This is a genomic window from Pseudomonas sp. Irchel s3h9 (assembly GCF_900187475.1).
GTDB lineage: Bacteria > Pseudomonadota > Gammaproteobacteria > Pseudomonadales > Pseudomonadaceae > Aquipseudomonas > Aquipseudomonas neuropathica.
Map to the genome: position 1 here is coordinate 132,701 of NZ_FYDH01000014.1, position 20,631 is coordinate 153,331.

20 protein-coding genes are annotated in these 20,631 nt (G+C 59.4%); 7 read left to right on the forward strand and 13 right to left on the reverse strand.

Features of this window, described 5'->3' with window-relative positions; genetic code table 11:
* Nucleotides 1-24 precede the first annotated feature (24 nt).
* Nucleotides 25-237: a type II toxin-antitoxin system HicA family toxin gene (locus CKW26_RS22360; protein WP_095050205.1), complete on the forward strand. Its 213-nt coding sequence runs from the start codon at nucleotides 25-27 to the stop codon at nucleotides 235-237.
* Nucleotides 237-641: a type II toxin-antitoxin system HicB family antitoxin gene (locus tag CKW26_RS22365; RefSeq protein WP_064390887.1), complete on the forward strand. Its 405-nt coding sequence runs from the start codon at nucleotides 237-239 to the stop codon at nucleotides 639-641. Before CKW26_RS22360 ends, CKW26_RS22365 begins: the two co-directional genes overlap by 1 nt.
* Before the next feature lie 69 nt (nucleotides 642-710).
* Here the strand turns inward: CKW26_RS22365 and CKW26_RS22370 are convergent, their stop codons facing one another.
* Nucleotides 711-1,898, reverse strand: coding sequence for an MFS transporter (locus tag CKW26_RS22370; RefSeq protein WP_095050206.1), 1,188 nt, complete (start codon nucleotides 1,896-1,898; stop codon nucleotides 711-713).
* A gap of 241 nt (nucleotides 1,899-2,139) precedes the next feature.
* Here CKW26_RS22370 and CKW26_RS22375 point away from each other — a divergent pair, with 241 nt between their 5' ends.
* On the forward strand, nucleotides 2,140-2,760 hold the full coding sequence (locus CKW26_RS22375) for a DUF5666 domain-containing protein (protein ID WP_095050207.1): 621 nt from the start codon (nucleotides 2,140-2,142) through the stop codon (nucleotides 2,758-2,760).
* A 238-nt stretch (nucleotides 2,761-2,998) separates the two neighbouring features.
* On the opposite strand, the gene CKW26_RS22380 is transcribed toward CKW26_RS22375, so the two are convergent.
* From CKW26_RS22380 to gcl, 8 genes are all read right to left on the reverse strand, one after another.
* Nucleotides 2,999-3,997: a sulfate ABC transporter substrate-binding protein gene (locus CKW26_RS22380; protein WP_007950301.1), complete on the reverse strand. Its 999-nt coding sequence runs from the start codon at nucleotides 3,995-3,997 to the stop codon at nucleotides 2,999-3,001.
* Nucleotides 3,998-4,198: 201 nt separating this feature from the next.
* The gene (locus CKW26_RS22385; protein ID WP_007919942.1) at nucleotides 4,199-5,023 is read right to left on the reverse strand and encodes an ion transporter; all 825 of its coding nucleotides are present in this window, start codon (nucleotides 5,021-5,023) and stop codon (nucleotides 4,199-4,201) included.
* Between the two features lie 21 nt (nucleotides 5,024-5,044).
* Nucleotides 5,045-5,959, reverse strand: a complete 915-nt coding sequence (locus CKW26_RS22390; RefSeq protein WP_095050208.1) for an urea transporter — start codon at nucleotides 5,957-5,959, stop codon at nucleotides 5,045-5,047.
* Nucleotides 5,960-6,095: 136 nt separating this feature from the next.
* Nucleotides 6,096-7,511 carry a pyruvate kinase gene (pyk, locus tag CKW26_RS22395; protein ID WP_095050209.1) on the reverse strand — a complete coding sequence of 472 codons (1,416 nt, stop codon included), beginning with the start codon at nucleotides 7,509-7,511 and terminating at the stop codon, nucleotides 6,096-6,098.
* A complete protein-coding gene (locus CKW26_RS22400; RefSeq protein WP_095050210.1) occupies nucleotides 7,508-8,782 on the reverse strand; it encodes a glycerate kinase in 1,275 nt (424 codons plus the stop codon). The genes pyk and CKW26_RS22400 overlap by 4 nt, the downstream gene beginning before the upstream one ends.
* 163 nt (nucleotides 8,783-8,945) lie before the next feature.
* Nucleotides 8,946-9,839 (reverse strand): 2-hydroxy-3-oxopropionate reductase, encoded by an 894-nt coding sequence (locus CKW26_RS22405; protein ID WP_007919937.1) that lies wholly within the window; start codon nucleotides 9,837-9,839, stop codon nucleotides 8,946-8,948.
* 152 nt (nucleotides 9,840-9,991) lie between these two features.
* The gene (gene hyi, locus CKW26_RS22410) at nucleotides 9,992-10,774 is read right to left on the reverse strand and encodes a hydroxypyruvate isomerase (RefSeq protein WP_095050211.1); all 783 of its coding nucleotides are present in this window, start codon (nucleotides 10,772-10,774) and stop codon (nucleotides 9,992-9,994) included.
* A gap of 138 nt (nucleotides 10,775-10,912) precedes the next feature.
* Complete coding sequence (gene gcl / locus CKW26_RS22415; protein ID WP_007919935.1) at nucleotides 10,913-12,688, reverse strand: glyoxylate carboligase; 1,776 nt, start codon at nucleotides 12,686-12,688, stop codon at nucleotides 10,913-10,915.
* A gap of 268 nt (nucleotides 12,689-12,956) precedes the next feature.
* On the opposite strand from gcl, the gene CKW26_RS22420 reads away from it, so the two are divergent.
* Nucleotides 12,957-13,397 (forward strand): heme-binding protein, encoded by a 441-nt coding sequence (locus CKW26_RS22420; protein WP_095050212.1) that lies wholly within the window; start codon nucleotides 12,957-12,959, stop codon nucleotides 13,395-13,397.
* Between the two features lie 211 nt (nucleotides 13,398-13,608).
* On the forward strand, nucleotides 13,609-14,067 hold the full coding sequence (locus CKW26_RS22425) for a transposase (protein WP_095050213.1): 459 nt from the start codon (nucleotides 13,609-13,611) through the stop codon (nucleotides 14,065-14,067).
* Between the two features lie 131 nt (nucleotides 14,068-14,198).
* Here CKW26_RS22425 and CKW26_RS22430 read toward each other — a convergent pair whose 3' ends face one another.
* Entirely contained in the window at nucleotides 14,199-14,804 is a 606-nt protein-coding gene (locus tag CKW26_RS22430) for a TetR/AcrR family transcriptional regulator (protein ID WP_007919931.1), read from the reverse strand.
* A 135-nt stretch (nucleotides 14,805-14,939) separates the two neighbouring features.
* Between CKW26_RS22430 and CKW26_RS22435 the strand changes: the two genes are divergently transcribed.
* Nucleotides 14,940-15,854, forward strand: coding sequence for a DUF808 domain-containing protein (locus CKW26_RS22435; protein WP_095050214.1), 915 nt, complete (start codon nucleotides 14,940-14,942; stop codon nucleotides 15,852-15,854).
* Between the two features lie 181 nt (nucleotides 15,855-16,035).
* Here the strand turns inward: CKW26_RS22435 and CKW26_RS22440 are convergent, their stop codons facing one another.
* Nucleotides 16,036-16,824: a VacJ family lipoprotein gene (locus CKW26_RS22440; protein WP_034151542.1), complete on the reverse strand. Its 789-nt coding sequence runs from the start codon at nucleotides 16,822-16,824 to the stop codon at nucleotides 16,036-16,038.
* Complete coding sequence (locus tag CKW26_RS22445; RefSeq protein ID WP_007919928.1) at nucleotides 16,817-18,115, reverse strand: serine protein kinase PrkA; 1,299 nt, start codon at nucleotides 18,113-18,115, stop codon at nucleotides 16,817-16,819. Before CKW26_RS22445 ends, CKW26_RS22440 begins: the two co-directional genes overlap by 8 nt.
* A 224-nt stretch (nucleotides 18,116-18,339) precedes the next feature.
* Between CKW26_RS22445 and CKW26_RS22450 the strand changes: the two genes are divergently transcribed.
* Nucleotides 18,340-18,708 (forward strand): hypothetical protein, encoded by a 369-nt coding sequence (locus CKW26_RS22450; protein ID WP_095050215.1) that lies wholly within the window; start codon nucleotides 18,340-18,342, stop codon nucleotides 18,706-18,708.
* 95 nt (nucleotides 18,709-18,803) lie between these two features.
* Here the strand turns inward: CKW26_RS22450 and CKW26_RS22455 are convergent, their stop codons facing one another.
* Nucleotides 18,804-20,399: a beta (1-6) glucans synthase gene (locus tag CKW26_RS22455; RefSeq protein WP_095050216.1), complete on the reverse strand. Its 1,596-nt coding sequence runs from the start codon at nucleotides 20,397-20,399 to the stop codon at nucleotides 18,804-18,806.
* Nucleotides 20,400-20,631 lie beyond the last annotated feature (232 nt).

A 20,631-nucleotide genomic window follows, 5' to 3' on the forward strand; every position in this document is an offset into this window, starting at 1 on the left:
TGGGCCGGGGCAAGGAGGCGATTGGTGCAAAGCAGGTTATTGATCAAGGAGCTGGAGGAGGCGGGTTGGACGCTGGACCGGATTACCGGCAGTCATCACATTTTCAGGCACCGTTACAACCCTTACACGATTCCCGTTCCTCATCCGAAAAAGGATTTGCCGTTGGGGACAGTCAAAAGCATCAGGAGACGTGCCGGGTTGTACAACCCGCCAGCCAGTTTCGAAGGAGATCCATAATGCAATATCCAATCTGTATCGAGTGGGGAGACGAGAACACTGCCATCGGTATTCAGATCCCCGATATTCCCGGCGCCGTTACAGCAGGGGATAGCTTTGAAGATGCCTACAAGGCGGCAGTTGAAGTCGCCCACATCATGCTGCAGGAGATTGCGGCGGACGGGGAGTCGATTCCTATGCCGACTTCGGCATCCGCTCATCGCAGTAATCCGGACTTTGCCGACATGGGATGGGGCATGCTCGAGCTGGACATTTCGCCCTATCTCGGCAAGACCGAGAAGGTCAACGTAACGCTGCCCGGTTATGTGATTCAGCGCATCGATCGTTATGTGCGCGAACACAACGTCAAAAGCCGCTCCTCCTTTCTGGCAGACGCGGCGATGGAGAAACTGGTTCGCTATTAAGCTTCATCGCTCCTCCAGGTTCAATCAATAACCTGTGGGAGCGAGCCTGCTCGCGAAGCTTTTGGCGCCTTATGCCGTCGCCAATGAACCACGCTGCGAAACACTCAAAAACCGCAACAACGCCAACAGCGGGAACGCACTTCCCACAATCACGATCCACAACCAGCCGCCATGTTCATACACCGCACTGGCCACCGACGAGCCGAAGGCGCCGCCTATGAAGATGCTGGTCATGTACAGCGCGTTCAAGCGACCACGGCTTTTCGCATCCAGCGAATAGACCGCACGCTGGCCGAGGACCATGTTCATCTGTACGCAGAAATCGAGGACCACGCCGGTCACGGCCAGACCGATCACGCTGTAGGCCGGGTGGATGAAGGCGGGCAGGAAGCTCAGGCTGGCGAAGACCATGGCCAGCAGCGAGGCGATGCGGGTGTGGCCAGCGTCAGCCAGACGTCCGCTGATTGGCGCGGCGATGGCACCGATGGCGCCGACCAAGGCGAAGATCGCGATCTCGCTTTGCGACAGACCATGGTTACGCGCCAGTTCCAGCGGCACGGCAGTCCAGAACAGGCTGAACGTGGCGAACATGCAGCCCTGGTAAAACGCCCGTTGGCGCAGTAACGGTTGCTGGCGCAGCAACGTCCACAGCGAACCGATCAGTTGGCCGTAGGTGGCGCTATGATCCGGTTGGCGCTTGGGCACCGTCAACGCCAGTACCACGCTGATCGCCGCCATCAGTGCGGCAGCAATCATGAACATCGCGCGCCAACCCAAATGGTCGGCGACCACGCTCGACACCGGCCGTGCCAGCAAAATACCCAGCAGCAGACCGCCCATGATCCCGCCGACCACTCGGCCACGGGATTCTTCCGGCGCCAAGTGTGCCGCCAAAGGAATCAGAATCTGCACCGACACCGAACTGAAGCCCACCAACAACGAGATCAGCAGAAACACATTCGGCTGATCGGTAAACGCCGCCGCCAACAGGCTGGCAATCGCCACCACGGTGGTGATGATCATCAACCGGCGGTTCTCCAGCAGATCACCCAGCGGCACCAGAAAGAACAGGCCCAGCGCATAGCCAATCTGCGTCAGCGAGACGATGAAGCTGGCCATGGTGTCGCTCAGGCCGATATCGGGCGCGATGAGGCCGATGATCGGCTGTGCGTAGTAGATGTTGGCAACGATGGCGCCGCAGCAAAAGGCGAACAGCAGCACCATGCCTCGGGTCATTGCGTGAGTGGTGGTGGTCATAAGGTTTCTCGATCCAGCGAAAGAATGCGCTAAGGCTATGGGGCAAACCGGATGGGCAGAAGACGCCTTCGGTTGATATCAGTTATTCCGTTGCGCAATGACGGGGTGCTAGCGGCGTGTCATCCATCGGCGGACCTTGCGTCCGACCGTTGCGGGTCGATGATACATTCACTTACATCCTGTTCGATAGCGTGCTTATGTTTGCATTGGCTTGTTCAACATTCATGACCGGAGGATTGCAATGTTTCGACAGACGCTTCGCCACACCGCAACGATTGCCCTGATCAGCCTGCTCGGCGCGATGAGCGCACAGGCCGCCGACGCACCGGGGATGCGCCTCGGCGTGCGCGGCGAGATCACCGGGGTCAGCGCCGACAGCCTCAAAGTCCACGTCAACAGCGGTGAGAACGTGGTGATCCAGTTGACTGGTGACACCAAAGTTCGCGCGGTCACCCTGGCCAATATCGAGGACATCAAACCCGGCAGTTACATTGGTTCGGCGGCGATGCCTCAGGAGGATGGAACGCTCAAGGCACTGGAGGTGCATGTGTTTCCGCCGGAACTGGCGGGCAGCGGCGACGGCCATCGGTCGTTCGATCTGGCCAAGGGCAGCAGCATGACCAATGGCAGCGTCGGCGACCTGGTGGTGAGCAACGGGCGGGTGCTGACGGTGAACTACAAGGGCGGGCAGCAGAAGATTCTAGTGCCGGAGGATGTGCCGATCGTCAATCTGGTGCCCGGGGATCGGAGTTTGCTGAAGGTTGGGGTGAAGATTGTTACGTTCGTCACGCAGAGTGCGGATGGCACGCTGACGGCGCAGTCGATTTCTGCGGGTAAGGATGGGGTGACGCCGCCGATGTAAAAGCCCCTCACCCTAACCCTCTCCCAAAAGGAGAGGGGACTGATTGGGGGATGCTTGAGAGGTACACCGACCTGAACGTGCTGTGGTGAATCCATAATCGATAAGGTCTTTCAGGTCGATGTAATTCGCCAGACACCTCGGTTGGCTCCCTCTCCCTCCGGGAGAGGGCTGGGGTGAGGGTAAGGCGGCCACAAAAAAGGCGACCACTGTGGGTCGCCTTTTTATGTCAGCTCAAGCCTTACTGCCCGCTATAAATCTGATCGAAAACCCCACCATCATTGAAGTGAGTCTTCTGCACCGTACGCCAGTCACCAAACGTTTTCTCCACCGAAAGGAAATCAACTTTCGGGAAACGATCGGTGTACTTCGCCAGCACCGCCGGATCACGCGGACGCAGGTAGTTTGCCGCCGCAATCTCCTGACCTTCCGGCGACCACAGGTACTTCAGGTACTCATCCGCCGCTGCACGCGAGCCTTTCTTGTCGACCACTTTGTCGACCACCGATACCGGCGGCTCAGCCTCAGCCGAAACGCTCGGGTAAACCACTTCGAACTGATCACGACCAAACTCGCGGGCAATCATCTCCGCTTCGTTTTCGAAGGTCACCAGCACGTCGCCGATCTGGTTGGTCATGAAGGTCGTGGTGGCGGCGCGGCCACCGGTATCCAGCACCGGCGCTTGCTTGAACAGTTTGCCGACGAAGTCTTTGGCCTTGTTTTCGTCGCCACCGTTCTTCAGCACATAACCCCAGGCCGACAGGTAGGTGTAGCGGCCATTGCCCGAGGTTTTCGGGTTTGGCACGATCACTTGCACGCCATCCTTGAGCAGATCCGGCCAGTCTTTCAGGGCTTTCGGGTTGCCTTTGCGCACGATGAATACGGTGGCCGAGGTGAACGGTGCGCTGTTGTTCGGCAGACGCGTGACCCAATTCTCCGGGACCAGTTTACCGTTGTCGGCGAGGGCGTTGATGTCGGTGGCCATGTTCATGGTGATGACGTCAGCCGGCAGGCCATCGATCACCGAACGCGCTTGCTTGCTCGAGCCGCCGAAGGACATCTGTACGGTGATGTTTTCGTTGTGCTCGGCTTGCCAGTGTTTCTGGAACGCAGTGTTGTAGTCCTTGTAGAAATCGCGCATCACGTCGTAGGAAACGTTGAGCAGCGTCGGGGCTGCCTGAGCGATGTTGGCCAAGGCCAGGCCGGCGGCGAGAAGTGAGGCGCCAAAGAGTTTTTTCACTGCGCATTCCTTGTTGTCTATTTATGTAGGAGCTGCCGAAGGCTCGGGCCGCGTTCGGACGATCTTTTGATTTTGTTTTTACAACATCAAGATCAAAAGATCGCAGCCTGCGGCAGCTCCTACAGGTTCGGGGGTGATGTTCAATTGCCACTGACTATAACGGCGCGCGCATAGTCGTTTAAAGATTAAAAAGCTCTTTGCTTATTCCAGTTTCTTAAACAGCGCATTGCCGCATCGCGAGCAAAACGCGGCGCCATGTTCATGGCTGTTTTTCTTGCACACCGGGCAATCGTGTTGCAGCTGTTCGCCGCGCATGGCGTTGGCCAGTTCGGCGGTGAAAATCCCGGTCGGCACGGCGATGATCGAGTAACCGGTGATCATCACCAGCGACGAAATCACCTGGCCCAGCGGGGTCTTCGGCACGATGTCACCGAAGCCCACGGTGGTCAGCGTGACGATCGCCCAATAGATGCCTTTGGGAATGCTGGTGAAGCCATGCTCGGGGCCTTCGATCACATACATCAAGGTGCCGAACACCGTCACCAGGGTGCAGACGCTGACCAGAAACACCACGATCTTCTGCTTGCTGCCGCGCAGCGCCGACATTAGATAATTGGCTTGCTTGAGGTACGGGCTGAGCTTGAGCACGCGGAAAATCCGCAGCATGCGGATGATCCGGATAATCAGCAGGTACTGCGCATCGCTGTAATACAGGGCGAGGATGCCCGGCACGATCGCCAGCAAATCCACCAGCCCGTAAAAGCTGAAGGCGTAGCGCAACGGCTTGGGCGAGCAGTACAGACGCAGGATGTACTCGCCGAGAAAGATGATCGTGAAGCCCCACTCGATGTAGGCCAGCACGTCGGCATAGTTCTGGTGAATGCTGTCGATACTGTCGAGCATCACGATCACCAGACTGGCGAGGATGATCAACAGCAGGATGCCGTCGAAGCGACGCCCGGCGCGGGTGTCGCTCTGGAAAATCATCACGTAAAGCCGTTCGCGCCAACTGTTGCTGCTGTCCATGGATAACGCCTGAATCGAAGATCAGCGCAGCCTAGGTTGATTCTCCCCATGAGCGCAAGGCGCACGCCCGACGCTGGCTTTGCCGAGCATCTGAATCCCGGCGCGGATCAGCCAGCCGGCGAGGATGAACGGCGCGGTCAACGTGGCGAGGCCGACGGCGGCAAACAGCGGTGTAACCAGCAGCGCTAACACGATGCCGACCAGCGGCAGCCACGGTTGTTGGCGTTGCGCGGAGAAGGCGAGGGCGGCGAGCACGGCGTTATAGCTGCCGAGGCCTAAAAGTGCAGCGCTGGTTTCGTGGTGTAGCAGACTGGAGCCGAGGCCGATCGCCGACGCCAGCAGCGCCCAGCAGAATGCACGGCGATCAGCGATCAGCAAACCGACGGCGATCAATGCGCCGGCCAGTGGATGACCGAGGAACATCACCTGACCCAAGCCGCGCAGTTCAGCGGCGAGCAGGTTCAGCGTGTTCATCTCGATGTGCGCCATCGGCGCCGACGGCTCGGCGAACAGTAGCAGGATCCAGCTCATGGCCACGAACGGTGAGGTGTAGGCCGGTATGGAGCGGCTGCTGTAGACGTGTTTGAGCCATTGCTGCGTGACCATTGCGCTCAAGCCGCCAGCGGCAAGAATCAGCGGTGGCAGCATTGGCGACCAGGGGAAATACAGGCTCAGCAGCAGGCCGAGCAGCACGCCGTTGTAGCTGAACAGTCCGGCCTGGCGATCAGCCTTGGCGTAGTTGCGCCGTTGTGCGGTGAGCAAACCGGCGACGGCACCGAGCAGCGCACCGGCGAACAGCACCGGCGCGGTCAGCAGGATCGCCAACAGGCACAGCAGGCCGCACAGCGGATGGCGCTGGAGGAATATTTGACTGAAACCGTTGAGCAAAGCCTCGGCCCAGTCGGGGCAGTGGGTGTTGAAGTGATTGGCAGGCATGGCATGTCATTCGATACTGATCGTTCCCACGCTCTGCGTGGGAATGCCTCATAGGACGCTCTGCGTCTGCTCTTGGGACGCAGAGCGTCCCGGGCCGCATTCCCACGCGGAGCGTGGGAACGATCATGGTGGGCGGTTAAATCAATGTTTCGATCCGCAGCGAGTTAGTCGACCCAGGCTGCCCGAACGGCACCCCCGCAGTGATCAGCAGTGTGTCGCCGCGCTCGGCCATACCCTGCGCCTGGGCGATTTCCAGCGCGGTGGAGCAAACCTCATCGACCTGACGCAGGCGATCGTTGACCACCGAATGAATGCCCCACGCCACGCTCAAACGCCGTGCGGTCTGCAGGTTCGGCGTCAGGTTGAGGATCGGCGCTTTCGGCCGTTCCCGCGCTGCACGCAAACTCGACGCACCGGACTCGCTGTAGTTGACCAGCACCGCCACCGGCAGCACGTTGCTGATACGACGAATCGCGCAGCTGATCGCATCGGAAACGGTCGCTTCAGCTTTCGGCCGGCTGACGTCGAGTTGGGTCTGATAATCCGGGCCGTTTTCCACCTGGCGAATGATCTTGCTCATCATCTGCACCGCTTCGAGCGGGTATTCACCGGACGCGGTTTCCGCCGACAGCATCACCGCATCGGCGCCTTCGGCCACGGCGTTGGCAACGTCAGTCACTTCGGCGCGGGTCGGGGCAGGGGAGAAGCGCATCGACTCAAGCATCTGCGTCGCCACCACCACCGGTTTGCCGAGTTCGCGGCAGGTGGTGATGATGTTCTTCTGAATCTGCGGCACGCTTTCGGCCGGCACTTCAACGCCGAGATCGCCACGGGCAACCATGATCGCGTCGCTCAGTTCAGCGATTTCGCGCAGTTGCTCAACGGCCGAAGGCTTCTCGATTTTCGCCATCAAAAAGGCTTTGTCGCCGATCAATGCGCGGGCTTCGATGATGTCCTGCGGGCGTTGCACAAACGACAGCGCGACCCAGTCCACACCCAGTTCCAGACCGAAGCTCAAGTCACGACGATCCTTGGCAGTCAGTGGGCTGAGGTCGAGCACTGCTTGCGGCACGTTGACGCCTTTGCGATCCGACAACTCGCCGCCGTTGAGCACGGTGGTGTCGATCGCGTCAGCGTATTTGGTGACCACACGCAGACGCAGTTTGCCGTCGTCGAGCAGTAGATCCATGCCGGCTTCCAGCGCGGCAATGATCTCCGGATGCGGCAGATTCACTCGGCGCTCATCGCCCGGTGTTGCGTCCAGATCAAGACGGAACGCCTGACCACGATGCAACTGCACCTTGCCGTCGGCGAACTTGCCGACGCGCAGTTTCGGTCCCTGCAAGTCCATCAGAATGCCCAGCGGGTAGTTGAGCTGGCGCTCGACTTCGCGGATCCACTGATAGCGCTTGGCGTGGTCGGCGTGATCACCGTGGCTGAAGTTCAGGCGGAAGATGTTGACCCCGGCTTCGACCAGTTCACGGATGTCTTCGATGCCATCGACAGCAGGCCCGAGGGTGGCGAGGATTTTGACCTTTTTATCAGGCGTCATGATTTGCAGCTCTCAAGGATCAGGATGGCGCGGAAGTCGTTGACGTTGGTGCGGGTCGGCTCGGTGACGATCAGCGCATCAAGCGCCGCGAAATAGCCGTAGCCGTTGTTGTTATCCAGCTCGTCGCTGGCGCTCAAACCGAGGGCGGCGGCACGGGCGTAGCTGTCCGGGGTCATGATTGCGCCGGCGTTATCTTCCGAGCCGTCGATGCCGTCGGTGTCACCGGCCAAGGCGTAAACCCCGGGCTGGCCTTTGAGGCTGTCGGTGAGGCTAAGGAGGAACTCGGCGTTGCGTCCGCCACGGCCATTGCCGCGCACGGTCACGGTGGTTTCGCCGCCGGAGAGAATCACGCACGGTGCCGCCAATGGCTGGCCGTGATGGATGATCTGGCGGGCGATACCGGCGTGGACCTTTGCCACTTCGCGCGATTCGCCTTCGAGGTCGCCGAGGATCAGCGTGCTGAAACCGGCCTGACGGCATTTCACCGCCGCAGCGTCCAGCGATTGCTGAGGGCGAGCGATCAACTGGAAGTGGCTGCGCGCGAGGCTTGGATCACCGGGTTTGACGGTTTCCGACTCAGGGCTTTGCAGCCAGGTGCGTACCGAAACCGGAATCTCGATGCCGTAGCGTTTGATGATCGCCAGCGCTTCGGCGGAGGTGCTTGGATCGGCCACGGTCGGGCCGGAAGCGATGACCGTGGCGAGGTCGCCCGGTACATCGGAAATCGCGTAGGTGTACACAGTGGCAGGCCAGCAGGCCTTGCCGAGGCGGCCGCCCTTGATCGCCGAGAGGTGCTTGCGCACGCAGTTCATCTCGCCGATGGTCGCGCCGGATTTGAGCAGGGCTTTGTTGATCGATTGCTTGTCGGCGAGGGTGATGCCTTCGGCCGGCAACGCTAGCAGGGCAGAGCCGCCACCGGAGAGCAGGAAGATTACGCGGTCGTCCTCGGTCAGGTTGCTGACCAGTTCCAGCACGCGTTTGGCCACGGCCAGACCGGCAGCGTCCGGTACCGGGTGCGCGGCTTCGACCACTTCGATTTTTTCGCACGGGGCGCCGTGACCGTAACGGGTCACCACCAGGCCTGTGACTTCACCTTCCCAGCAGTGCTCGACCACTTGCGCCATCGCCGCGGCGGCTTTACCGGCGCCGATGACGATCACCCGACCGCTGCGATCAGCAGGCAAATGGGCTTCGAGGACTTGGTTCGGATGAGCCGCGTCGATGGCTGTGGCAAACAGCTCGCGCAGCAGTTGTTGCGGATCGACCGACATGGCGGGCTCCCAATCTTATTGTTCTTGGTTAATGCTGATGATCGTTCCCACGCTCTGCGTGGGAATGCCTCAATGGACGCTCTGCGTCCGCTTCGGCAGGGACGCGGAGCGTCCCGGGCTGCATTCCCACGCAGAGCGTGGGAACGAGCGACGGGGCAGTGGCTTATTTGTTGTCGCGAATCGAGAAGTTGGCCATGTGTTCCAGACCCTTGATCAGCGCCGAGTGGTCCCAGTTGCTGCCACCGATGGCCGCGCAGGTGCTGAACACTTGCTGGGCGTTGGCGGTGTTCGGCAGGTTGATGTTCAGCTCTTTGGCGCCTTGCAGGGCCAGGTTCAGATCCTTCTGGTGCAGGCTGATGCGGAAGCCTGGATCGAAAGTGCCTTTGATCATGCGCTCGCCGTGCACTTCAAGGATCTTCGAGGAGGCGAAACCACCCATCAGTGCTTCACGCACCTTGGCTGGATCGGCACCGTTTTTCGAAGCGAACAGCAGGGCTTCAGCAACGGCCTGAATGTTCAGCGCGACGATGATCTGGTTGGCGACTTTGGCGGTCTGACCGTCGCCATTGCCACCGACCAGGGTGATGTTTTTGCCCATGGCCTGGAACAGCGGCAGCGCGCGTTCGAAGGCATCGGCGTCGCCACCGATCATGATGCTCAGGGTCGCAGCTTTGGCGCCGACTTCACCACCGGACACCGGTGCGTCGAGGTACTGCGCGCCTTTCTCGTTGATCTTGGCGGCGAACGCCTTGGTCGCGGTTGGCGAGATCGAGCTCATGTCGATGACGATTTTGCCTTTGCTCAGGCCTGCGGCAACGCCGTCGGCGCGGAACAGTACGTCGTCGACCTGAGGGGTATCCGGGACCATGACGATGATGAATTCAGCTTCCTGCGCCACTTCGCGCGGGTTGGCCAGGGCGACGGCGCCAGCGGCGACCAGGTCGGCCGGGGCGGCGTCGTGGTGCGCGGACAGGAACAGGCTGTGACCGGCTTTCTGCAGGTTCGAAGCCATTGGGTGGCCCATGATGCCGGTGCCGATAAATCCGATTTTAGCCATGAGAAAATCCTCTTGTTTTTATTGCTGCTTCAAGCAAAAAGGGAGCTGCTTTTATGTAGGAGTGAGCCTGCTCGCGATTCAGGCGCTGAGGTACATCAGGTGTACCGAGGTGAATTCATCGCGAGCAGGCTCACTCCTACAGGGGATCTGCGTCAGATTGCGTTGTGGGTTTTCAGCCAGCCGAGGCCTGCTTCGGTGGTAGTCAGCGGCTTGTACTCGCAACCCACCCAACCCTGATAACCGATGCGATCGAGGTGTTCGAACAGGAACCGATAGTTGATTTCACCAGTGCCTGGTTCGTTGCGCCCCGGGTTGTCCGCGAGCTGCACATGGTTGATCTCGCCCAGGTGCGATTGCAGGGTGCGGGCCAGATCGCCTTCCATGATTTGCATGTGATAGATGTCGTATTGCAGGAACAGATTGGCGCTGCCGACCTGCTCGCGAATCGACAGGGCTTGCGCCGTGTTGTTCAGGTAGAAACCCGGAATGTCGCGGGTGTTGATCGCTTCCATCACCAGTTTGATGCCCGCTGCCTGCAGCTTGTCGGCGGCGTATTTCAGGTTGGCGACGAAGGTCTTTTCCACCGTGGCATCGTCAACGCCTTGCGGACGAATACCGGCCAGGCAGTTGACCTGGGTGTTGCCCAGCACTTGCGCGTAGGCAATCGCCAGATCGACCCCGGCGCGGAACTCTTCGACCCGATCCGGCAGGCACGCGATACCGCGCTCGCCCTTGGCCCAGTCACCGGCCGGCAGGTTGAACAGCACTTGGGTCAGGCCATTGGCGTCGAGCCTGGCCTTGATTTCAGCGGAGCTGAAGTCGTACGGGAACAGGTACTCGACACCGCTGAAACCAGCCTTGGCGGCGGCGTCGAAACGGGCAAGGAAATCCTGTTCGGTGAACAGCATGGACAGGTTGGCTGCGAAACGCGGCATGGTGGTCTCCCGTTCTAGATTCTCGTTCCCACGCTCTGCGTGGGAATGCCTCAATGGACGCTCTGCGTCCGCTTTGGGACGCAGAGCGTCCCGGGCTGCGTTCCCACGCAGAGCGTGGGAACGATCAGCGGTCAGCAGTTAATCGAGCAGCGAAATCGCCGTTGGCGCATCGTTGCCGACCAGCGCCAGGTCTTCGAATTCGTTGACGGCGTTGATCTCGGTGCCCATGGAAATGTTGGTCACACGCTCCAGAATGATCTCGACGATCACTGGCACCTTGAACTCTTCGATCATCTGTTCGGCCTTGCGCAGGGCAGGGGCGATTTCCGAGGGCTCGAATACACGCAGCGCTTTACAGCCGAGGCCTTCAGCCACTGCGACGTGGTCAACACCGTAACCGTTGAGTTCCGGCGCGTTCAGGTTATCGAAGGACAGCTGCACGCAGTAGTCCATTTCGAACCCGCGCTGCGCCTGACGGATCAGACCCAGGTACGAGTTGTTCACCACGACGTGGATGTACGGCAGTTTGAACTGAGCGCCGACCGCCAGTTCTTCGATCATGAACTGGAAGTCATAGTCCCCCGACAGGGCCACGACTTTCCGGCTCGGATCGGCCTTCACCACGCCCAGCGCTGCCGGAATGGTCCAGCCCAACGGACCGGCCTGGCCGCAGTTGATCCAGTGACGCGGCTTGTAGACGTGCAGGAACTGCGCGCCGGCAATCTGCGACAGACCAATGGTGCTGACGTAGCAGGTGTCCTTGCCGAACACCTGGTTCATTTCTTCGTAAACGCGCTGTGGTTTCACCGGCACGTTGTCGAAGTGGGTCTTGCGATGCAGGCTGGCTTTGCGCTGCTGGCAGTCTTGCAGCCAGGCACTGCGGTTTTTCAGCTTGCCGGCGGCTTGCCATTCACGGGCCACTTCGATGAACACGGTCAGTGCAGCAGCGGCGTCGGAAACGATGCCCAGATCCGGCGTGAACACGCGGCCGATCTGCGTGCCTTCGATGTCGACATGGATGAACTTGCGACCTTCGGTGTAAACGTCAACCGAACCGGTGTGACGGTTGGCCCAACGGTTACCGATACCCAACACCACGTCGGATTTCAGCATGGTCGCGTTGCCGTAACGGTGCGACGTCTGCAGACCGACCATACCGACCATCAACGGGTGATCGTCCGGGATGGTGCCCCAGCCCATCAGGGTCGGGATCACCGGGATGCCGGTCAGTTCAGCGAACTCAACCAGCAGATCGCTGGCGTCGGCGTTGATGATGCCGCCGCCGGCCACCAGCAATGGACGCTCAGCCTGATCCAGCAAAGCCAAAGCCTTCTCGACCTGAACGCGGGTCGCGGTCGGTTTGGCCAATGGCAGCGGCTGGTAAGCGTCGATGTCGAATTCGATTTCGGCCATCTGCACGTCGAACGGCAGGTCGATCAGCACCGGGCCAGGACGGCCGGAGCGCATTTCAAAGAACGCTTTCTGGAACGCGTAAGGCACTTGGCCCGGTTCCAGAACAGTGGTCGCCCACTTGGTGACTGGCTTGACGATGCTGGTGATGTCGACAGCCTGGAAGTCTTCCTTGTGCATACGGGCGCGGGGTGCCTGGCCGGTAATGCAGAGGATTGGAATCGAGTCGGCCGAGGCGCTGTAGAGCCCGGTGACCATGTCGGTACCGGCAGGGCCGGAAGTACCGATGCACACGCCGATGTTGCCGGCCTTGGTGCGGGTGTAGCCCTCGGCCATGTGCGAGGCGCCTTCCACGTGGCGAGCAAGGACGTGATCGATGCCACCGACCTTCTGCAAGGCGGAGTACAGCGGGTTGATGGCAGCGCCCGGGATGCCAAAAGCGGTATCAACCCCTTCACGGCGCATCACCAGAACGGCGGCTTCGATTGCTCTCATTTTGCTCATGGTTTTGTGCCTCTTTACGTTTTGTAATTGTATACAAGTGGCTTTGCGCAGAGTGTATTCACGGCGGACGGCGCAGGTCAATCCATTTTCTCAAGCGCCTGTTTCATTCGTCGGAAGCCTGTCTGACTGTGGCTTTTCGTCGCATGTGGCGCTTTTCGAGAATTATTGTATACAAAAAAATAACTCATTGTGTTCTATTTGTTGCATCGGGCTGCGGCAGAAAACCGCAGGCCCACGACTTTCCCTATAACAAAATGAGGACGGCACCATGAGCGCTTTAACCTTGAAAGTCGCAGTCAACCTGGTCAACCAAGCCATCACTGCAGGGCGCGGCATCAACGCCGCGCCGCTGACCATCGCGGTACTCGATACCGGCGGCCACCTGATCACCCTGCAACGCGAAGACGGCGCCAGCCTGCTACGTCCGAACATCGCCATCGGCAAAGCCTGGGGGGCGATTGCCCTGGGTAAAGGCTCACGCCTGCTGGCACTGGATGCACAACAACGCCCGGCGTTTATTGCCGCACTCAACAGCATGGGCCAAGGCAGCGTCGTGCCGGCACCGGGTGGTGTGTTGATTCGGGATCAGGCGGGGAATGTGCTGGGCGCGATCGGCATCAGCGGGGATTTGTCGGATATTGATGAGCAGGTGGCGATCAGGGCGGTGGAGGCGTTGGAGTTGCGGGCGGATGCGGGGGTGGCTGCTTGATCATTAGCGTCTGACCGAAAGTCATCGCTGGCAAGCCAGCTCCCACAAGGTTCTCTGTCGTATTGAGATTTTGTAACCAATACAAAACCCTGTGGGAGCTGGCTTGCCAGCGATGGCGGCTAGACTGACACATCATGAAAAAAGACAGATCCAGCCAAATAGATCGCTGAGGTCTAGCCTTTTGATGAACTCATCATGAAGGGGCAATGGATTGCCTGATCTTCCTGCTTCACATCGCCTGCGAGCCGGCCGCTATGCCGAGCCGAATCGAATCTATTTACTGACTACCAACACACTTGGTCGAGAACCGATCTTTGCCGATTTCGCTTTGGGCAGATTGGTCGTTCATCAGTTTCGTCGTGCGCAAAATCTTGGACTAGCAAAATCACTGGCCTGGGTTGTTATGCCGGATCATTTTCACTGGCTGATCGAACTGGAAAATTGTTCGCTCAAAAAACTGATGCGCGAAACCAAGTCGCTGGTTACGCGGGAAGTGAATATGTCCATCCACCGGAAAGGACCGCTTTGGCAGCAGGGTTTTCACGACCGTGCGCTGCGGCGGGAAGAGGATCTGGTGAAAATGGCGCGATATGTCGTAGCTAACCCTTTACGGGCGGGACTCGTCGAAGAGATTGGCGACTATCCGCTGTGGGATGCAGTCTGGCTTTAACAATTTTGAATGGAGTTGCCTCCATCGCTGGCAAGCCAGCTCCCACAAGGATTTGTGTTGGTTGCTAAATCTGAATTCAACACAAAAACCTGTGGGAGCTGGCTTGCCAGCGATGGCGTCTCCGCAAAACTTCAGTCCGGCTCACACCCCTTCAACACCAACCGGATTATCGTCTGCGCCGCCGCTTCATAATCTGCCTCGTCCAGCTTGTCCTTGCCGGTCACCGCAGAAATCTGCCAGTCAAAGTCGGCGTAGGTCTGGGTTGCGGCCCAGATGCTGAACATCAGGTGATTAGGGTCGATCGGGGCAATTTGCCCGCGGTCGATCCAGCTCTGGATGCAATCGATGTTGTGCTTGGCCTGGCCGTTGAGTTGCTCGACCAGGTCGGCGCTCAGGTGTGGCGCGCCGTGCATGATTTCGCTGGCGAATACTTTCGAGGCGAAGGGCAGGTCGCGGGAGATGCGGATCTTCGAGCGGATGTAGCCGCTCAGCACTTCGCTCGGTACGCCGTCCGGATTGAACGGAGTCGAGGCCTGCAAAATCGGCACGATGATGCTTTCCAATACCTCGCGGTAGAGGTTTTCCTTGGACTTGAAGTAGTAGTAGACATTGGGCTTGGGCAATCCCGCCTTGGCGGCGATGTCGCTGGTTTTGGTCGCAGCGAAGCCCTTGTCGGCAAACTCCTCACTGGCGGCACGCAGGATCAGTTCTTTGTTGCGCTCGCGGATTGTGCTCATAAACCCGGTGGTTCCTTGCCTGTTCTGGCGGTTGCGCATGGTAGCACCGGCCTCGCGCAGCGCTCAAGAATGCCCCGCGTGGTCTAAGGTCGCGTTATGCTTCGCAACATTCATACATAAAAGGAAACAGGATTCATGGCAGGAAGCAGTTTGCTGGTGCTGGTCGACGATATTGCCACCGTGCTGGACGACGTGGCGTTGATGAGCAAAATGGCCGCCAAGAAGACCGCCGGCGTACTCGGCGATGATCTGGCGCTCAACGCCCAGCAGGTCTCCGGCGTGCGTGCCGAACGGGAAATCCCCGTAGTCTGGGCAGTGGCCAAGGGCTCGTTCGTCAACAAACTGATTCTGGTGCCATCGGCGCTGGCGATCAGTGCGTTCGTGCCGTGGTTGGTCACGCCATTGTTGATGGTCGGTGGTGCGTACTTGTGTTTCGAGGGCTTCGAGAAGCTCGCGCACAAGTTTTTGCACAGCGCGGCTGAAGATGAAGCCGAACATGCGCAACTGACTGAGGCGGTAGCGGATCCGGCGACCGATCTGGTGGCGTACGAGAAGGACAAGATCAAAGGCGCGATTCGCACCGACTTCATTCTCTCGGCAGAGATTATCGCAATCACTCTGGGCACCGTGGCAACTGCCTCGCTGACTCAGCAAGTGATTGTCATGTCCGGCATTGCGATTGTGATGACGGTGGGCGTTTATGGCCTGGTGGCGGGCATCGTCAAACTCGACGACCTCGGCCTGTGGCTGACGCAAAAGCCTGGGCAGTTTGCGAAAAAAGTCGGCAGCGCCATTCTCAGCGCCGCGCCATACATGATGAAAACCTTGTCGGTGGTGGGTACGGCGGCGATGTTCCTGGTCGGTGGCGGCATCCTCACCCACGGTGTGCCGGTAGTGCATCACTGGATTGAAGGCGTTGGCGCAGCGGCGGGGAGTGCCGGGTTTGCGGTGCCGATGTTGCTCAATGGTGTGGCGGGGATCATCGCTGGTGCTGTGGTGTTGGCGGTGGTTTCCGTTGTCGGCAAAATCTGGAAAGCCCTGAAAAACTGACATTCAACACAAAACCCTTTGTAGGAGTGAGCCTGCTCGCGATAGCGGTGTGTCAGCACTGCAAATGGTGGCTGGTACACCGCTATCGCGAGCAGGCTCACTCCTACAGTTGATTTGTGTTGTGCCAATAAAAAGGGCCATTCAATTTTCATTGAATGGCCCTTTTTTGTGCCTGCCGTTTTTACTCGGCGATCTGCAACTTACGCGCCTCGGTATACACGTAACGCACCTTCTCGTACTCGAACGGCGAGTTCATCTGGCCGTAGCGGAAGCTGGTCTGGTAGCGCTTGTCGACCGCGCGCAGGGCCCAGATTTCCGGGTGGTTGGAGCTGACTTCCGAGACGTTGAGGAAGTTGATCGCTGATTCGGCGGTGTAATCCACAGCAAGACCGGCGGTGTCGCGGATGTTCGACGGGCCGAGGATTGGCAGCACGAAGTAGGCGCCGCCCGGTACACCGTAGAAGCCCAGGGTCTGGCCGAAGTCTTCGCTCTGGCGCGGCAGGCCCATGGCGGTCGCTGGGTCCCAAAGGCCGGCAATGCCGATGGTGGTGTTGAGCAGCAGGCGCGCGGTGGTTTCCATCGAGCGCTGACCTTTGAACTGCAACAGGCTGTTGACCAGGTTCGGCACGTCACCGAGGTTGTTGAAGAAGTTGCTTACCCCGGTACGCACAAAACTCGGCGTGATGTAGCGATAGCCATCGACCACCGGCAGGAACACCCATTGGTCGAAGCGGTAGTTGAAGTGGTAAACCCGGCGGTTCCACGACTCCAGCGGGTCGTAGACGTTCAGCGCGTTGAGCGTCGAACGCTCGAACTCGCGCTGATCCAGCCCCGGGTTGAACTTGAGTTTGGACAGCGGCTCTTTGAAGCCGTCGCTGTCGACGACGACCGGCGCGTTGGCTTTACTGTTGTCGGCCTGGGCCACGCCTGCGCAGAGGAGCGCTGCCATCAGCAGGAGATATTTAGCCACGGAAGAACTCCAGCATGGCGTCGCTGTTGACGCGGTAGTTAAGGTTGCCGCAATGGCCGCCCAGTGGATAAACGGTCAGGCGATCACCGAATGTTTTACGCAGGAAACCGAGGTCGCCCGGGCCCAGGATTACGTCGTCGGCGTTGTGCATCACGGCGATTTTCGGGCTGTCATGCAGGTAATCCTTCAGCGCATACAGACTGACCTGATCGATCAGTTGCAGCAGGCTGCCGCCGTCCGTGCGCGCACGCCACATCGGGATCACCTGTTCGGTCAGGTAGCAGTCGAAGTCGCACTGCAGCGCACGCTTGAGGAACGGCGTGAGGCTGGTGCCTTCGGTGATCGGGAATTTCGGCGGAGTGATCAGGCCGCGGCGGTTGATCAGATCCGAGGTGAAGGCAATGTCGGCCGCCGAGAAGCGGAACGAGGTGCCAATCAACATCGCCATCTGTTCGTTGGTCAGGTGCTGCTTGGACTGCTGGAAGTCGTAAAGCAGTGCATCGTTGAGGTCGATGTAGCCTTTCTGCTGGAAGTAGCGGGTCAGCTTCGACAGCACCAGTTCATAGAACGTGGTGCTGGTGTTGATGCCTTTCACCTCGGTTTGCACCAACTTGTCGAGGTTGGTCACCGAGGTGTAGAGGTTGACCGGCGGATTGAGCAGCAGGACTTTCTTGAAGTTGAAGCTGCGGCGCGTCTCGTCCAGATGCGCTACGAAGGCGGCATCAAGGGCGCCGAGGCTGTAACCGGTCAGGTAATACTCGGTCACCGGCAGTTTCGGGTTCTGCGCGCGCACAGCCTGCATCACCCGGTACATGTCCTCAGCGTCTTCCTTGGTCACGCCTGGGGTGGCGAAGCGGGAGGCGGCGCTGATGAAGTCGAAACTGGTTGGCGAAGACAGCTGCACAACGTGATAGCCGGCCTTGTAGTAGAGCTTTTTCAGGTATTCGTTGAGGGTGCTGTCATAACGCGCGCCGGTGCCGGCGATCAGGAAGATCAGCGGTGCCGGTTTGTCCTGGGTGGCGATGCGATAGGTGAGTTTTTTCACCGCCCAGAAGTTGTCTGGCAGGATGAACTCTCGCTCCGGGCGCAACGTCAGGCTGCGGTCCGACTGATTGATGTCGTCGTCCAGCGGCAATTCCGGGCGCAAGTCCGGCGGCGTCGTGGCGATGGTCGCCTCGAACGGGTTGGTCAGGGGGTAGCCATAACTGGCGGCATCGATATCCACCGCCAGTGCGGACGCACTCAAAATAAGGCCGCTGAACAGCGCGGCGAAGCGCAAGGAACGGAGCATGACTAGATCCCTTAGAGGAAGGTGCCGAATGAAGTTCGCAGGCTATGACCACCGGGGTTGCGCCAAAGTGCCATGCTGCGGCACCAAACAGGCAGAATTCGGAGTAATAGTAGCTGGACGATACACTTTGCACGCCCTGAATGAATAGTTAACAGTTGTTAGTTCTTGCACACGGCTGGCGGCAGATTAAGCTGGCCGCCGATTTCCGAAGATTGGAGTGTTTCATGTCCCGCCGTTTGCCCGTGATTTTGCTGCTCGTTCTGTTGCCGTTGTGGCTGGCCGCCAGTTATGGCGCGCGTTATGGCTTTATGGAAGACGGAAAGTGGGTGGGCATCTGCGTCGACGAGGCCAGCCGCTGGGAATGTCAGGTGCGGTCGAACCTGGGCTTGATGATTCATTTCAAGGTGTTGGGCTGGACGGCGCTGGGCGCGGCGTTGATCGGGTTTGTATTGCCGGGTCGGGCAGGGTGGTGGCTGGCGGTGCTGGCGCTGGCGGTCGGAGTGCCGGCACTGGCGTTGTACAACACCACGTTTGCGGTGTTTGCGTTGGTGATTGCCGGGTTGCGGTTGGTCCGCGAGTCTCGTACTGCCTGATGGAAAAGATCGCAGCCTGCGGCAGCTCCTACATTGAGATGGCGTACACCTTGTAGGAGCTGCCGAAGGCTGCGATCTTTTGATCTTGCTTTTGATCAGTCCTTGCGAACACGCAGGCAGCGCCACAAAGCAGCCACCATCAACACACTCACCAACGCCCAACCCCATGCCTGCTGATTCTGCAACCCTTCCTGATACAGCTGCGGCGCAATTCCCGCGCCGACAATAAACGTCAGCAACGCAATCTCCCGACGCGGCACGCTGACCGGCCGGCACAGATAAACCAGCGCTGGCAGCACAAACGCCATGCTCGCAAAGCTGCGATAACGCGGATCGAAGACCATCTCCAGCATCATCACGGCTGCGGCAAAACCTGCCGCCGCGACCAGCCATCCTGCGCGGCGCTCCAGCAGATTGAACGCCCGCTCACGCCAGCCAGTACGGGCGCTCAGCGTCAACGCCGCGTGTGCCAATACCAACAGATTTAGCGCCGTCAACAAGCCGACCCACAGCCACTCACTGGCAAACCGCGTGGTTACCCGTGCCAGATCACCCCAGGCGCCAATCGAGCAAGCGGCGAGGGCACCCAGCAGCGGCAACACCAGCGCCGAACGCGTGGTGCGAACGCGACCGCCAAGAATCAGCGTGCCAAGAAAAATCAAACCACCGACCGCCAGCCATTCCTTCCAATAGGGGACGTTGGTCACCGGCCCTGCCAGCACGCCCTTGTCCTGACGGTCGGCATCGAACAAGCCCCAATAGCCACCGACTGCGCCTTCACTGCCGCGCTTCCACGGCTGGTCGAAGGCTTCGATCAGGTTGTAATGCCAGCCTTCCTTCTCGGCCATCGCGACAAAACCACGAATGAATTTGGCCTCGTTGACCCGACTCGGCAGGGCGGTCTCACGCTGGCGGCCTTCGCTTGGCCAGCCGGTTTCGCCGATCATCACGTCTTTCGGCGCGAATTTATTACCGAACACCTGGCGCACATCCGCCACATGCTGCAGGGCGACGTCGATGTTCGACGGATCATCTTCCCAGTACGGCAGCAAATGAATAGTCAGAAAGTCCACCGCTGGCGCGACTTCAGGATGCTTGAGCCAGAACTCCCAGACATCGGCGTAAGTGACCGGTTGCTTCACCTGACTTTTGACCTTGTTGATCAATCGGGCCAGTTGCGCGCCGGTGACTTCCTTGCGCAGCAGCGCCTCGTTGCCGACGATCACCGCGCTGACCACGTCCGGGTTGGCGTTGGCCGATTTGATCAGCAGGTCGACTTCCTTCTCGGTGTCCACCGGATTGCTGTTGACCCACGCGCCGATCATCAATTTCAAGCCGTGTTTGCGCGCCAGATCCGGCAGCGCTTCCAGGCCTGTCATCGAGTAAGTGCGTATGCACTCAAAGCGTGTCGCCAGCAATGCGAGATCGGCGTCCATGCGCTCCGGGCGCAGTTTGAACGGCACGTCGAACGGCGATTGGTCTTTATCGAACGGGGTATAGGAGGCGCACTGCAATTTATGCGTCGGGGTCGCGGCGTCGGGCAGGATCACCGGTTGGCCGAGGCCGTACCAGAAGCCTGCGAGTGCAAACAGGCCCAGCAGGCAGGCGAAGAGATAGGGCAGAAAGGGAAAGCGGGAAGTCGCGGACATGGTCAGGCCGAGTGGCTGCAAAGCGACGCATGTTACCTGCATTTATAGAGGGGTTGGTGGCCCGCATGATTTTGACATGCAAAGTTCGGGCGGATTATTTGGCGTCATTTATATAGCCGCGATTAATGGCCTTCTGATGTCGTTTCTCGTTGCCTTGAGGTCGCTGACAGAGCAGGTCGCCTGCGGCGTCAGGTTGATGATCAGGGCATCAGTACTCCGCTGATGTTCGAGTTGGTTTGCGGTCAGGCGTGATGGGGGCGCTGTGCACCATAAC

What these genes read in the sequence shown, in the direction of transcription:
- hyi (WP_095050211.1), bottom strand. Translation starts at nt 10,774, where the DNA reads ATGCCGCGTTTCGCAGCCAACCTGTCCATGCTGTTCACCGAACAGGAT.
- CKW26_RS22420 (WP_095050212.1), top strand. Translation starts at nt 12,957, where the DNA reads ATGAGCGCTTTAACCTTGAAAGTCGCAGTCAACCTGGTCAACCAAGCC.
- CKW26_RS22445 (WP_007919928.1), bottom strand. Translation starts at nt 18,115, where the DNA reads ATGCTCCGTTCCTTGCGCTTCGCCGCGCTGTTCAGCGGCCTTATTTTG.
- CKW26_RS22390 (WP_095050208.1), bottom strand. Translation starts at nt 5,959, where the DNA reads ATGCCTGCCAATCACTTCAACACCCACTGCCCCGACTGGGCCGAGGCT.
- CKW26_RS22430 (WP_007919931.1), bottom strand. Translation starts at nt 14,804, where the DNA reads ATGAGCACAATCCGCGAGCGCAACAAAGAACTGATCCTGCGTGCCGCC.
- CKW26_RS22370 (WP_095050206.1), bottom strand. Translation starts at nt 1,898, where the DNA reads ATGACCACCACCACTCACGCAATGACCCGAGGCATGGTGCTGCTGTTC.
- CKW26_RS22450 (WP_095050215.1), top strand. Translation starts at nt 18,340, where the DNA reads ATGTCCCGCCGTTTGCCCGTGATTTTGCTGCTCGTTCTGTTGCCGTTG.
- CKW26_RS22405 (WP_007919937.1), bottom strand. Translation starts at nt 9,839, where the DNA reads ATGGCTAAAATCGGATTTATCGGCACCGGCATCATGGGCCACCCAATG.
- CKW26_RS22385 (WP_007919942.1), bottom strand. Translation starts at nt 5,023, where the DNA reads ATGGACAGCAGCAACAGTTGGCGCGAACGGCTTTACGTGATGATTTTC.
- pyk (WP_095050209.1), bottom strand. Translation starts at nt 7,511, where the DNA reads ATGACGCCTGATAAAAAGGTCAAAATCCTCGCCACCCTCGGGCCTGCT.
- CKW26_RS22455 (WP_095050216.1), bottom strand. Translation starts at nt 20,399, where the DNA reads ATGCAGGTAACATGCGTCGCTTTGCAGCCACTCGGCCTGACCATGTCC.
- CKW26_RS22435 (WP_095050214.1), top strand. Translation starts at nt 14,940, where the DNA reads ATGGCAGGAAGCAGTTTGCTGGTGCTGGTCGACGATATTGCCACCGTG.
- gcl (WP_007919935.1), bottom strand. Translation starts at nt 12,688, where the DNA reads ATGAGCAAAATGAGAGCAATCGAAGCCGCCGTTCTGGTGATGCGCCGT.
- CKW26_RS22365 (WP_064390887.1), top strand. Translation starts at nt 237, where the DNA reads ATGCAATATCCAATCTGTATCGAGTGGGGAGACGAGAACACTGCCATC.
- CKW26_RS22400 (WP_095050210.1), bottom strand. Translation starts at nt 8,782, where the DNA reads ATGTCGGTCGATCCGCAACAACTGCTGCGCGAGCTGTTTGCCACAGCC.
- CKW26_RS22375 (WP_095050207.1), top strand. Translation starts at nt 2,140, where the DNA reads ATGTTTCGACAGACGCTTCGCCACACCGCAACGATTGCCCTGATCAGC.